This is a genomic window from Bacteroidales bacterium (genome assembly GCA_023229505.1).
Taxonomy (GTDB): Bacteria; Bacteroidota; Bacteroidia; order Bacteroidales; family JAGOPY01; genus JAGOPY01.
Genome location: JALNZD010000046.1, coordinates 1 through 13,373, shown reverse-complemented (window position 1 = coordinate 13,373; position 13,373 = coordinate 1). Strand labels below are relative to the sequence as shown.

Annotated in this window: 13 protein-coding genes; 10 read left to right on the top strand and 3 right to left on the bottom strand. The window is 44.4% G+C overall.

What is annotated here, in order from left to right:
- The first annotated feature begins 12 nt into the window (after positions 1 to 12).
- The 9 genes from M0Q51_14025 to M0Q51_13985 all read left to right on the top strand — a co-directional run bounded on the left by M0Q51_14025 (position 13) and on the right by M0Q51_13985 (position 10,221).
- A complete protein-coding gene (locus M0Q51_14025) occupies positions 13 to 3,096 on the top strand; it encodes a CoB--CoM heterodisulfide reductase iron-sulfur subunit A family protein (GenBank protein MCK9401094.1) in 3,084 nt (1,027 codons plus the stop codon).
- A gap of 37 nt (positions 3,097 to 3,133) precedes the next feature.
- Positions 3,134 to 3,901 (top strand): hydrogenase iron-sulfur subunit, encoded by a 768-nt coding sequence (locus tag M0Q51_14020; GenBank protein ID MCK9401093.1) that lies wholly within the window; start codon positions 3,134 to 3,136, stop codon positions 3,899 to 3,901.
- An 87-nt stretch (positions 3,902 to 3,988) separates the two neighbouring features.
- Positions 3,989 to 4,441: an NAD(P)H-dependent oxidoreductase subunit E gene (locus M0Q51_14015; GenBank protein MCK9401092.1), complete on the top strand. Its 453-nt coding sequence runs from the start codon at positions 3,989 to 3,991 to the stop codon at positions 4,439 to 4,441.
- A gap of 9 nt (positions 4,442 to 4,450) precedes the next feature.
- Positions 4,451 to 6,373, top strand: a complete 1,923-nt coding sequence (locus M0Q51_14010) for a 4Fe-4S binding protein (protein ID MCK9401091.1) — start codon at positions 4,451 to 4,453, stop codon at positions 6,371 to 6,373.
- Between the two features lies 1 nt (position 6,374).
- Entirely contained in the window at positions 6,375 to 6,989 is a 615-nt protein-coding gene (locus tag M0Q51_14005; GenBank protein ID MCK9401090.1) for a 2Fe-2S iron-sulfur cluster-binding protein, read from the top strand.
- Positions 6,990 to 7,018: 29 nt separating this feature from the next.
- Positions 7,019 to 7,582, top strand: a complete 564-nt coding sequence (locus M0Q51_14000; GenBank protein ID MCK9401089.1) for a hypothetical protein — start codon at positions 7,019 to 7,021, stop codon at positions 7,580 to 7,582.
- A 117-nt stretch (positions 7,583 to 7,699) separates the two neighbouring features.
- Positions 7,700 to 8,758, top strand: coding sequence for a hypothetical protein (locus M0Q51_13995; protein ID MCK9401088.1), 1,059 nt, complete (start codon positions 7,700 to 7,702; stop codon positions 8,756 to 8,758).
- 3 nt (positions 8,759 to 8,761) lie between these two features.
- A complete protein-coding gene (locus tag M0Q51_13990) occupies positions 8,762 to 9,523 on the top strand; it encodes a polyphosphate polymerase domain-containing protein (GenBank protein ID MCK9401087.1) in 762 nt (253 codons plus the stop codon).
- Positions 9,445 to 10,221 carry a DUF4956 domain-containing protein gene (locus tag M0Q51_13985; GenBank protein ID MCK9401086.1) on the top strand — a complete coding sequence of 259 codons (777 nt, stop codon included), beginning with the start codon at positions 9,445 to 9,447 and terminating at the stop codon, positions 10,219 to 10,221. The genes M0Q51_13990 and M0Q51_13985 overlap by 79 nt, the downstream gene beginning before the upstream one ends.
- Positions 10,222 to 10,301: 80 nt before the next feature.
- Here the strand turns inward: M0Q51_13985 and M0Q51_13980 are convergent, their stop codons facing one another.
- The 3 genes from M0Q51_13980 to M0Q51_13970 all read right to left on the bottom strand — a co-directional run bounded on the left by M0Q51_13980 (position 10,302) and on the right by M0Q51_13970 (position 12,300).
- On the bottom strand, positions 10,302 to 10,934 hold the full coding sequence (locus M0Q51_13980) for a PorT family protein (protein ID MCK9401085.1): 633 nt from the start codon (positions 10,932 to 10,934) through the stop codon (positions 10,302 to 10,304).
- Positions 10,935 to 11,114: 180 nt separating this feature from the next.
- Positions 11,115 to 12,059 carry a pirin family protein gene (locus M0Q51_13975; GenBank protein ID MCK9401084.1) on the bottom strand — a complete coding sequence of 315 codons (945 nt, stop codon included), beginning with the start codon at positions 12,057 to 12,059 and terminating at the stop codon, positions 11,115 to 11,117.
- A gap of 40 nt (positions 12,060 to 12,099) precedes the next feature.
- A complete protein-coding gene (locus tag M0Q51_13970) occupies positions 12,100 to 12,300 on the bottom strand; it encodes a hypothetical protein (GenBank protein ID MCK9401083.1) in 201 nt (66 codons plus the stop codon).
- A gap of 413 nt (positions 12,301 to 12,713) precedes the next feature.
- Between M0Q51_13970 and M0Q51_13965 the strand changes: the two genes are divergently transcribed.
- Positions 12,714 to 13,253: a hypothetical protein gene (locus M0Q51_13965; GenBank protein MCK9401082.1), complete on the top strand. Its 540-nt coding sequence runs from the start codon at positions 12,714 to 12,716 to the stop codon at positions 13,251 to 13,253.
- The last annotated feature ends 120 nt before the right edge of the window (positions 13,254 to 13,373 follow it).

The window sequence follows — 13,373 nt, the reverse complement described above, 5'->3', positions numbered from 1 at the left end:
GGACATAGAGAAGTGGAAAAAGAACTATTTGAGGAGCAACTTTTTAATATGCCTGCAGAGGACAATTTCGGAGATGTTATTGTTGTTGGTGGAGGGATCAGCGGTATTCAGGCCGCTCTTGATCTTGCCAATACAGGCTATAAGGTTTATTTGGTTGAGAAAGCACCTACCATTGGCGGCAAGATGGCCCAGCTTGATAAGACCTTTCCCACGAATGACTGCTCTATGTGCATAGAATCTCCCAAGTTTATTGAATGCGACAGGCATCCCAATATAGAAATTCTGACCTATACTGAAGTTGTAAATGTAGAAGGAGACGCAGGAGACTTCACCGTAACTCTGAATAAAAAACCCCGATACATTATAGAGAGCAAATGCACAGGTTGTACTGTCTGTACGGAGTACTGCCCTGTTCATATCTCTGACCCGTTCAATCAGGACTTATCCCAGAATAAAGCTATCCATATATACTTCCCTCAGGCAGTTCCCCTTAACCCTTATATAGATGAAAGCTGCCTTTTCCTTAAAGACAAGAAATGTTCTATTTGCGTTGGTATCTGTAAAAACAACGCCATAGATCTGCATCAAACAGCGGAGAAGAGAATAATAAAAGTAGGGGCAATAGTTCTGGCTCCAGGTTACGAGGTGTTTGATCCGGGATTAAGGGGCGATTATGGCTACGGAAAGATTTCAAACGTGGTCACCAGCCTTGATTTTGAACGGCTGCTCTGTGCCACTGGTCCGCATGCCGGTGAAATTCTGCGGCCATCCGACCTGAAGCATCCTAAGAAGATCGCATGGATCCACTGTGTCGGCTCCAGGCAGGTCCTCGAGAAAGGCAACAGTTATTGTTCATCAGTCTGCTGCACCTATATCCAAAAACAGGTGATACTGGCTAAAGACCACGACGCTGATACGAAGGCGACGATATTTCACAATGATATAAGGTCATACGGCAAGGATTTCGAGCGATTCTATCAAAGAGCAGAGAACTTTCCCGGGGTCAGCTTTGTAAGAAGCTATGTATCGATAGGAAGAGAGATCCCGGAAACGAAGAATGTAACCATAAAATATGCCACCGACGCTGACGGGGTTAAAGAGGAGGAGTTCGATCTTGTGGTATTGGGTGTTGGATTAAACCCTCCCGCAGGTGTGAAGCAGTTCGCTGATACATTCGGCATCGAACTCAATTCCCATGGATTTTGCAAGACCGATCCCACGAATCCCATCAAGACCTCCCGCCCGGGCGTCTTCATCAGCGGAGCTTTCGCAGGCCCCATGGATATCCCCGAGTCAGTCGTAACAGCCAGCGGTGCGAATGCCCTCACCGGTGAGTTGCTGAGATCCAGACGGGGAAACCTATCCAGGGAACGCGTTTATCCTGCGGAAAGGGATGTCTCTGAGGAAGAGCTCCGGGTAGGTGTCTTTGCCTGCCATTGCGGCGCCAATATCGGACGGGTCGTCGACATTCCTTCCGTGGTTGATTATGCAAAAACACTTAATGGCGTGGTGCACGCAGAAGAAGGCCTTTTTATCTGTTCTACGGATGCTGCCCAGCAAATATCTAACACAATCAAAGAAAAAGGGCTAAATCGCGTGGTTGTCGCAGCCTGCACCCCCAGGACCCATGAGCCGTTGTTTAGGGACACACTGCGGGAAGGGGGAATCAATCAATATTTATTCGACATGGCGAATATCAGGGAGCACTGCTCCTGGGTCCATTCCAAACAAAAGGAAGAGGCTACACAAAAAGCAAAGGACATCGTCAGAATGTCGGTAGCCCGGACTATCAATCTGGAATCCCTGCAGGAATTCAAACTGCCCGTCAACAAAACGGCACTAGTGGTCGGAGGAGGCCTGGCCGGGATGACCAGTGCCCTGAGCTTGGCCAATCAGGGATTTGAGGTTCACCTGCTGGAAAAGAATGCAAACATGGGAGGAATGGCACTGAGAATTCCTACTACACTGGAGGGCATGGATGTTCTGGAATATTTGCGCGATCTGATACGTAAGGTTTATCAGCACCCTTTAATATATGTATCTCATGATGCTGTCATCACAGATGTTTCCGGTTATGTGGGAAATTTTCTGACTACCGTAAAATCTGAAGGAAGGATCAAAAATATTAAACATGGTGCAGCCATCCTTGCTACTGGTGCTGACGAATACAAACCCACAGAATACCTTTACGGGAAAAATGATAAGGTAATTACTTCGGTGGAGTTGGGCGAGCATATCGCCAGGGGAGAAAAAAGATTAACTGACGCTAAGAACCTGGTGATGATCCAATGTGTCGGGTGCAGACAGGAAGACAGAAATTACTGCAGCCGCGTATGCTGCAGCCATTCTGTAAAGAATGCCCTGAAACTAAAAGAGATAAACCCGAAACTGGATATCTACATTCTCTTCAGAGATATGAGGACCTATGGATTCAGTGAAGATTATTACCGTAAAGCGTCTGACAAAGATGTAAAATTCATCCGGTATGAACCGGATGATAAGCCTCAGGTGGAAGCTTTAACACAAGAAGGAAAAGAAATTTTACGGGTTATTGTTCAGGATCCGATCTTAGGTAAGAGGCTTGCCATAGATGCCGATCTGTTAGCATTGGCTGCTGCCGTCATTCCTTCGGCAGGCAGCCTGGAAGTAGCACAGTTATTCAAGGTCGGCATGGGCCAGGATGGTTTCTTCCAGGAAGCGCATGTTAAATTAAGACCAGTTGACTTTGCCGCTGAAGGTATTTTTCTGTGTGGAACAGCTCACTATCCCAAGCATATATCGGAAACTATCAGCCAGGCTTATGGCGCTGCCGGACGGGCTGTAACTCTTCTGTCACAGGACACGGTCACCGCTTCCGGCTCTGTTTGCGAGGTGAAGGAGAATGATTGTGTAGCGTGCGGGGCATGCATCTCCGTGTGTACCTATGGTGCGATAGAGTTTCAGGATACGCCAAAAGGCAAAAAGGCTGCTGTTAATTCTGTTCTCTGCAAAGGAGATGGCCTTTGTAACGCGGTGTGTCCGACTTCAGCAATTTCGCTGAAACACTATACCGATGAAGAGCTGTTTTGCCAGATCGACGCGGCAACGGATTTGTAATTTGTAATTTGGAGCTTGGAATTTGAAATGAGAAAAAATGAGTACAGAACATAACTTTCAGCCAAAAATGATAGGCATCGTATGTAATTGGTGCTGCTACGGAGGGGCCGACCTTTGCGGTGTTTCCCGTTTTCAATATCCCCCGCATATAAGGCTCATCAGGGTGATGTGCTCTTCCAGGGTTGACCTGCTGCATATAATCCGGGCTTTTAACAATGGGATCGACGGCATATTTATAGGTGGCTGCCATCTTTGCGATTGCCACTATGTTACTCAGGGGAATTTCAACACATTCAGCATGGTTCAGGTATGCAAAAAATTACTTGAGTGCATCGGCATTTTTCCCGAACGATTGAGGCTTGAATGGGTATCTGCCGGCGAAGGGATCCGCTTTGCCAATTTTATGAATGAATACAGCGCGGAGGTTACGAAGTTGGGACCTCTTGGAAAAGCCGAAGGCATGGACAATCAGGCATTGGCATTTAAATTTGAAGCGGTAAATAAGCTCATCCCCTACATCAAGCTCGTGTTGACGCAGAAGCTCCGTGTACCGGACAGAACCGAAGAAGCGTATCACGGGTTTTTCAATAGTGACGAATTTAAAAGATTGTTTGAAGAATTAATTGCAGATAAACTGGCAATAAGCCAAATTACGTCACTCCTTGGGGAAAAACCCCTTTCGACAGGTGAGATCGCTGATTCTTTAGGCCTGAGCCCGTCAGAATTAGCACGGCACATGATCGGTTCATCAAGGCTGGGATTGGTCAGGTACGATGTACACAGCAAATGTTATACGCTTGCATGAAGCCCCAAACAATAAATTCAAAGCCCCAGCTCCAAGTTTTGCGGGCAAGTCCGCTTGGAATTTGGAATTTGGAATTTAATTTAGAATATGGATAACGAAAGAATCGATCAGATCATAGATAAGCACCAGGGCGAAGCCAGTTCACTCATCCAGGTATTACTTGAGATCCAGAGCGAAAATCATTGGCTCCCCAGGGAAGCCCTTGAGAGGGTCAGCCAAAAATTACAAGTGCCTTTTACCCGGATACAGCATATAGCTACTTTTTATAAAGCTTTTAATTTAGTTCCTAAAGGACGTCATGAAATTCACATTTGTGTTGGTACTGCCTGTCATGTTCGTGGTGCAAACCGTATCCTCGAAACGGTGGAAGACCTGACCGGAATTAAACCCGGCGAAACGGATGTGGAAATGAAATTCAGCCTTGAAACTGTTAACTGTCTTGGATGCTGTGCTCTGGGGCCGGTGATCGAGATCAATGGGAAGACTCACGGTAAGGTCTCGGTAAGCAAAACAGCCGGGGTGTTAAAAAGCTATGAATAGGGGGGAATTATGATACGGTTAAATACACCTGAAGAATTAAAGAAATTCCGGCAGGAAATATTATCCAAAAGAGATCCAAATAAACCATGTATAACACTCTGCTCCGGTTCTGCCTGCAATGCTTCAGGTAGTGAAGAAGTTGGTGCCGGAATTGAAGAGGAGATTAAAAAACAGGGCTTAAGTGATGAAGTTGAAATCAGGAAGACAGGTTGTCATGGTTTTTGTGAGAGGGGTCCTATTATTGTTAATCACCCGGGTGAAACTACATATTTACAAATAAAACCTGAGGATGTTCCGGAAATTGTCTCTGAGGCTGTAAATGGGAAAAAGGTCATAGATCGTCTGCTCTATACTGACCCCGAAACAGATAAAAAAATAGTTTCTGAATCTGAAATCCCTTTCTACAAAAACCAGAAGCGGCTTGTTTTCGGATCCAACGGCAGTATTGATCCCAAAAGCATCGATGATTACGTGGCAATTGGAGGTTATTCAGCAATATCCAAAGTACTTGCAGGGATGACTCCTGAAGAAGTCCTGGAGGAAGTGAAAAAATCTGAACTGAGAGGAAGGGGCGGCGGCGGCTTTCTTACAGGGAGAAAATGGGAAGGATCCCGCGATGCCCCTGAAAAAATAAAATATGTAATCGTAAATGCAGATGAAGGAGATCCGGGAGCTTATATGGACAGGGCTCTCCTTGAAGGAAACCCTCATTCAGTCCTTGAAGGTTTGATCATTGGAGCCTATGCAATCGGGTCCCATGAAGGCTATATTTACGTGAGGCAGGAATACCCCCTGGCTGTAGAGAATATCAACCTCGCGATCAGGCAGGCTGAGCAGTATGGATTACTGGGGAAAAACATCCTTGGCTCAGGATTTGACTTCGCTGTTAAAGTGCACCAGGGGGCCGGCGCTTTCGTCTGTGGTGAATCAACTGCTCTGATGACTGCATTGGAAGGCAGGGTCGGAGAGCCAAGGCCGAAGTATGTCCGCTCCAACATCAGGGGCCTCTGGGATAAACCCAGCGTGTTGAATAATGTTGAGACATGGGCGAATGTGCCGCTTATCATCAATAAAGGCGCTGACTGGTTTACTCAGATAGGAACTGAAGGAAGCAAGGGTACAAAGATATTCTCCCTGGTTGGTAAAATTACCAATACCGGCCTTGTTGAAGTACCCATGGGTATGACCCTCAGAGATATTATCTATAAGATAGGCGGTGGAATTCCCGGAGGCAAGAAGTTCAAAGCAGTGCAGACAGGAGGGCCGTCCGGAGGCTGTATCCCCGAGGAACAGTTAGACCTGGAAGTTGGTTTTGATGAACTGACCGGGGCCGGCTCAATGATGGGGTCTGGTGGCATGATCGTAATGGACGAAGCTACCTGTATGGTTGATGTCGCCAGGTACTTCATTAATTTCCTCACCGATGAAAGCTGCGGCAAATGTGTCCCCTGCCGTGAAGGCCTGAGACAGATGAATAAGATTCTCACCAATATCACCGAAGGAAAGGGAAAAGAAGGCGACATCGAACTTTTGGAAGTGTTGTCCGAAACAGCCATGGAAGCCTCCCTCTGTGCCCTCGGTAAGAGTGCCCCAAACCCGTTTCTAAGTACGTTACGCTATTTCAGGGATGAATATGAGGCACATATCAGGGAGAAAAGATGTCCGGCTTTATACTGCAAGGAGCTGATCAAATATTATATTGACCCGGAAAAGTGCAGGGCCTGTATGATCTGCTTTAAAAAGTGCCCTGTCGACGCGATTGATGGTGAAAAGAAAAAGATCCATATAATTGACCAGGAGAAATGTACAAATTGCGGAACTTGCTTTGAAGTTTGCCCCGCCCGCTTTAGTGCGGTGAAAAAGATCTCCGGCGGACCAGTGCCTTCTCCTGTTCCTGAAGAAGAACGAATGATAACCGGTAGCAGCAATTAGTATGAAGGATATCCTTTTACAGATCGATGGAAAACAAGTCAATGCAAGGGAAGGGACCACAGTCCTGGAGGCAGCCCAGGGTGCAGGGATATCCATACCCAAACTCTGTCACCACGAAAAACTGATACCTTTTGGTGGTTGCCGGCTTTGCATCGTCGAAGCAGGATCCGGCAATTCCGCAAAGCTCGTGGTTTCCTGTGTTTACCCGGTTGAAGAAAACCTGGTGGTAAGAACCCGGTCTGAGAAGATAGACAGAATTCGCAAAACCATCCTGGAGCTGCTGCTGGCTCATGCACCGAATTCAAAGCAATTGCAGGATATGGCCCGGGAATATGGTGCAGACAAAGATCGTTTTGAAAAAGAGGCCTCTTTCTGCATCCATTGCGGCCTATGTGTCCGATACTGTGCCGAGGTAAAGAAGCTGAACGCCGTTGGATTTATCGACAGGGGAATAAACAAAGAGATTAGTTTCATTCCGGAAATAGCATCTAAGGAGTGCCACGACTGCATGGAATGTTTTCCGCTATGCCCCACATCCTGGCTCCAGGCAGCTTTTGTTTTAACCGAAGCCCTTGCTTTTCCCGGAGCTTCTTCCGGAACCACATCAAAGGAATAGGCGATGATTTTATCTAAAGCAGCGACCGAATGACCGTCAAATCAAATATTCTGATCATTGGATCCACTGGTAGAAATACAGGAAAAACAGAGTTTGCCTGCAGAATAATTGAAAAACATTCAACTCAGAAAGAAATAATCGGGGTAAAAGTAATACCTGTAGATAAGAATGAAGTAAGTTGTCATAGAGGTGCAGAGGGCTGTGGTTTATGCGACTCATTAACCGGTGATTATGAAATTATTGAAGAAAAGACAATGGATTCATCTAAAGACACCTCAAGAATGCTGAAAGCAGGCGCTAAAAAAGTTTACCTGTTGATAGTGGACAGAAATTCTTTGGAAAAAGGGATTAATGCTATTTTGAGAATAATACCGGATAACGCCTTGGTTATTATAGAGTCTAATACGATCAGAAAGGTTATCGAACCGGGATTATTTATTGTAATCAAAAATTTAATGAATCATTCAGTTAAAAATAGCTGTGTTGAAGTCATTGAATTTGCAGATAAAATAATTGAGTTTAATAACATGAACTGGGATTTCAATCCCGACAAAGTTTCAATACGAAATAAAAGTTGGATAATTAAGGAATAGGCTAGAGCAATTATTCAATATAAAACTCAATAATAAATTAACTTTGCGTTGCTAGAAATAGCGCTTATTCCCTATATTTAGCATTTTAAACTGTTTTTGAGCAGGAAATTGATCCTAATGCATATCAATAAGCGTCACATACTTATTCTTCTTCTTATTTTGGCCATCCTTGTCATTTTCCTGCCTATCCCGGTACGTTATAGTTTTGTAGTATCCGCAAAAGTTTATCCCGTGAAGGAATGGAAACTATCGCGGGGCACGGAAGAAGGATTCTGGAGCCAGACGTATAATTATGAAACCGATGCCCTGGGGGATTTTAAAAATTACCGTTTTGAAAGAGGGGATATTGCGGAACTGGTGATCAGGGAAGACCTTGAATTTGATACTGCCATCGGCGTAAATGATACGGTAGCTTACATTGAATCCTATTTTATCCAGAACGAGATTACCCGCCTCAATAACCTTCGCGAGGTCGAGATTGCGAACATGAATGTGGTTTCCACCGGCGAGAAGCAGTCGATGGTGGAACAGGCGCAGCGGCAGTATAATTACGCCATGCAGCAACTGGACCTGGAAAAGAAGAACTTTGCCAGGCAGGAAAGGCTTTATAGCGACAGTGTGATCACCCCGGCCGATTATGATATGTATGAAAATGCACTGAAGCTGGCAGAAATTAATACCCAGGTCGCTTATGATGCATTGATGTCTTTGAGCACCGGGGAAAAAGAACCGGTTATAAATCTTTCAGAGCAGAAAATCCGTTCTTACGAAATAGAAATTAGCCGGCTTGAAACCCAGAAAGCACAATATACTATTGCACCTCCTATAAGTGGCCTGCTGAGCTATGATACTGAAATCGGCGGGATTCTCAAGGTAAGCGACATCAGCAGGCTTTTGCTCAAGATACCGGTGCCTTACCAGCATTCTTCCTACCTGAACAGCTTATACAAGGTTACATTCTCTACTCCTGATAATAAAATAACTGTCAACGCTTCTTTTAAAGGATTTGATGAAACTATCAATTTGATCCAGAACCAGCAGTTCGTCATAGCCAGGGCGGTAACGACAGAGCCAACGCAGGGAATTTATCCCGGTATGGTGGTCCAATGCAGGATTTATTGCGATAAAGTTTCGCTTCTCGAGTATCTTAAACGGAATTTTTCCGTATCTTTCTGACCCATGAAGTATGAATTCAAATACGTCGTGCCGGTCAGCCGGATGGATCAGCTCCGGGAGGCTATAAGCCCTTATGTCGAGCTTGATCCCTATGCTTTGGCAATGGCCGATCATCAATATACCGTCAGGTCTGTTTATTTCGACACATCCCGGTTCGATTACTATTTCGAAAAAATCGACGGATACAAAACCAGGAAAAAGATCAGGATCAGGGGCTATAACCGGCCAAACGGGGATGATATGGTTTTTCTCGAGATCAAAAGGAAATTCAAGGAACCCATTGAAAAAGACCGTGAACGGTTAACATTTGAAGTCATGAAACGTCTGTTGGCCGGTGAAGGTTCCAGGGCATTCGGTGATGTCGAAGATGATCATGGGGTGAATGGTGCAGGGAAGTTTCTTTATCACGTTTACAGAAATAACCTAAAACCGGTAGTCCTGGTGATCTATGAGCGGGAAGCTTATTACGACCGGTTTAAGAATGACGTGAGGGTAACGATTGATAAAAATTTGCGGAGTGTAGCTTATCCAAATATCGATGATCTATATTCAGAGGAAAAAGCTATTCCGGCCCTCAAAAACAACTTCATCTTCGAGGTTAAGTTCAAAGATCATTTTCCGGGCTGGCTTAGGCCTATCATCGGAAGGTTAGGACTGATCAAACGGTCGGCATCAAAATATGTCTTTTGTATAGATTCCCATCACCTGACCGAGCCGTCGCGGAAGGCGGATATGTTCAGGCTGATGCACTGGAAAGGTATATAATCAATAACCAGATGTTAGAAGAATTTCAAAGCATAGATCTTTTCCCGCTCAGCGTTTACACTGTGCTGACCAACCTGGCAGTTTCGCTTGCCTGCGGGATTGTCATAGCACTGGTTTACCGGTATATTTACAAAGGCCCAAGCTATTCGGCAACCTACGTCAATTCGCTGGTATTGTTGTCGTTAATTACTACTTTGGTGATCATGGTGATAGGCAATAACCTGGCACGTGCTTTCGGCCTTGTGGGCGCCATGTCGATCATCCGGTTCCGGACGGCAGTGAGGGATGTACAGGATATCGTCTACATCTTTTTTGCCCTGGCGGTGGGGATGGCTTCCGGGGTCGGCCTGCATGCCATAGCTATTGCCAGTACGCTGGTCATCTGCCTCGTATCGGTGGTCATGGTCACTTTTAATTTCGGTGCTCCAGGAAAAGCCGAGTATGTGCTACAAGTAATTTATCCTCCTTCCAAAGCCACCGAGGGAAAGGTTTCGGAAATCCTGAAAAAGTATTGCCGTGGGGTCCGGCTGACTAACCTGAAAAACCAGGGTGAGGGAAACAATGTAGAGGCATTTTACCAGTTCAGCCTACGGAGAAAATACAGAAGTACCGACCTGGTGGAAGAATTTACCGGCTTAACAGAAAAGGTCAGGTTTAACCTCTATTTCGATCAGGACGAAGCCAATATCGCGTTTTAATTCATGTACGATTGAACATGGACGATGGACGATTTTTCATATGATTGAAAATCTGCAATATAAATCATCAAAGTTTAAGATCAATTCAATTGGTAAACAACCTGCAGATTCAATCCGAGTAAATAGTAAAGTTTCTGAATTTCCATGGATTCTTTAATATTCAGTAAAGAAATTTCGAAAGACGGATGAAAGGCGATCATGAGTCTCTTTGCCGCCCTGAATTCGATTCCGGCTCCAACAGATGCTGCAAGCTGATAGGAAAACATGTTTGTGAAACCTGTATAGGAGCTGGCCAAACCTTCCATGCCTGCCCATGGACATTCGTAGAATGATTTCCTGCTCTCAATAAAACGGAAATGGTTAACGAAACCTCCGGCTACATACAGGCTGATGAGTTTCTCGTTTAAATAATTGTATTTTAAAATCAACGGAATATCAAGGAACAAGTCTGATAATTTAATTGAGTAGCAATCACAGGGATAAAGTGCAGGATCAGATCCAGGGCCAAGTTTTAATGTCAGGGATTCAGATCTTTCATCTGCCAATAACAAGCCTGAATTCAAAGTTAAATGCTCATTAAATTGAAAGTGTATCACAGGGCCGATTGAAAAGCCCGTATTTTCCGAATATAATGAATCATGCAAATCGGCAATAGGCTGATATTTAGGAGATGTTCGGTAGTACGGGTGAGAAAACTGCGGGGCAACGCTCATTCCGACCCACCATTTGTTGTTCGAACCCACTTCACTTTGTGATACTCCACAAAACGGTATTCCGGCAAATAGGCAAACAAAAAATATGACAGATATTAATTTCATTTCCTTTGTGAAATGGCACATTCTAAATGAAATGTAAAATCGTCCATCGTCCATGTTCAATCGTCCATGAAATTACTATCTGATAAACGTCCCGCGACGGTATTCCTCAAACGCCAGATCCAATTCCTCAGTTGTATTCATCACGATCGGCCCGCCCCAGGCAATGGGCTCGCTGAGCGGTTTTCCGGATATTAAAAGAAATCGCATCGGCTCTCCCCCGGTTTTAAAGCTCACCTGATCGCCATCCTCGAATAGCACCAGCATTTCATTTTCCACAAAATTCTCCCCTTTTCCCCATGTCTCCCCGTCTCCATGTCTCCCCGTCTCCCCGTCTCCATATCTCCCCGTCTCCCCGTCTCCATGTCTCCCCGTCTCCCCGTCTCCATGTCTCCCCGTCTCCCCGTCTCCTCCGATCACGTAGGCAAAAACCGTATAGCCTTTTTTAGTGGGATGGACATATCCGGCATCAGGCGGAACAGTAATATCCAGGTATTCCGGGTCAATAATGATATCTCTGACCGGACCTTTTATTCCATTTATTTCACCACAGATTACACGGATTTTCACCCCGTTTTCCAATATCAGTTCAGGAATATCAGCCGCTTTCACATCCTGGTATCTTGGATGCATCATTTTATTCGATGCCGGAAGGTTGGCCCAAAGCTGAAAGCCGTACATTTTACCGTCAGGCCCCGGTTTTGGCATTTCCTGGTGGATGATGCCGCTCCCGGCCGTCATCCATTGAATATCTCCCGGTCCGATCGTCCCCTTGTTTCCCATGCTGTCGCCATGCTCGGCAAAACCTTCCAGCATGTAGGTAATGGTCTCAATCCCCCGGTGCGGATGCCAGGGAAAGCCCCGGAGATATTTATTCGGCTCGTCATTCCTGAAATCGTCCATCAACAGGAACGGATCGAATTGCGGTACTTCATAATACCCGAAGGCGCGCTTCAGGTGAACGCCGGCTCCTTCAAGGGTCGGCTTTGATTTAAGAAGGGTTTTTATGGGACGGGTTTGCATGACTGGCCAAATTTAAGGAAAGGATTTATAAATATCTTTCCTATGCGCTATTATAAATTTTTTTTATAATCGAAGCCCGGCTTACGCTTTTTCCGGTTTTAGTTTTATCCATTAGATAACCCAATGATAAATCCTCATATTGATCATCATTAATATTAAGGACATTTGCTCCCAGCTTTTTTGCCAATTCCTTAAGAATTTTATTACTTTGATTATCTGCTTTGATTACTAATGCACTCATTACAATTTTTTTTGTAAAAATAGCAAAAATTTATAGGATTTCTGATTCATAAAAAGGTTTTGGCACTGACTATTTGATAACATGAATCCATACAACCCCAAACCAAGTTGATTCCTCTGAATTCCCCCTCATGTTAAATGTAAAATCGTCCTTGCTGATTTGCCTTATGTATCTGCACCCTGCATTTCAATCTTCATGATTTGACTTAAGTGACCAAGAAAACGAATGTTTGTGGGAAAATCTAAAAAATTGTAACTTTACGAGGTTGTAAAACATTTGTATAACCGAACTAACACCCTATACTCCATCGCCTATCCACATGCCTATTTTATATATAGGGCAGCAGGAATAGCGGGTATAAGGTATTAGCGGTCATGCTAAGTGCGAGTTGAGAAGCATAAAGTTATAAATAATTGATCAAACAATTAAAACTTATTGATATGGGACTTTTTTCAACTAAATGTTCTATATGTGGGAGTTTAGAACATTCAACAAGTAATTGCCCTCATGGAAACTTATCCGTAGAATGTAAAGTTTGCGGAAGTAAAGATCATGCGACAAAAGACTGTCCACATAGTGGATTCTCCACAAAATGTAAGGTTTGTGGTAGTAAGAATCATGCAACAAAAGATTGTCCTCATGGTGCATTTTCAACAGAATGTAAGGTTTGTGGTAGCAAAGAACATGCGACAAAAGACTGTCCGCATGGAGCTTTTTCAACTCAATGTAAAGTTTGTGGCAGTAAAAATCACGCAACAGAAGATTGTCCCAATGGCATTATTACGAGAAAAATCCCAAAGAAAACAAGTCCTGTTTCTTATTCGTCATCATCCGAGGACAGTGGGTTAACTAGTTTAATCGCATGGCTAATTGGTGTTGCTATTGTTGTTTTTATTGTTGTCTGGTTGGCTGTAAATATTGTTCTTCCTGTCATTCTTTTAAACTCTGTATAATACTCCCCAAAATTCAGACCACTGGTTAAGTTGAAAAAAGTCTAATTTTAACAGTGGTATTATGAAAGCAAAAAGAAGAAAATTTACGTCGGCCTTTAAGGCCCGGGTAGCCATTGAAGC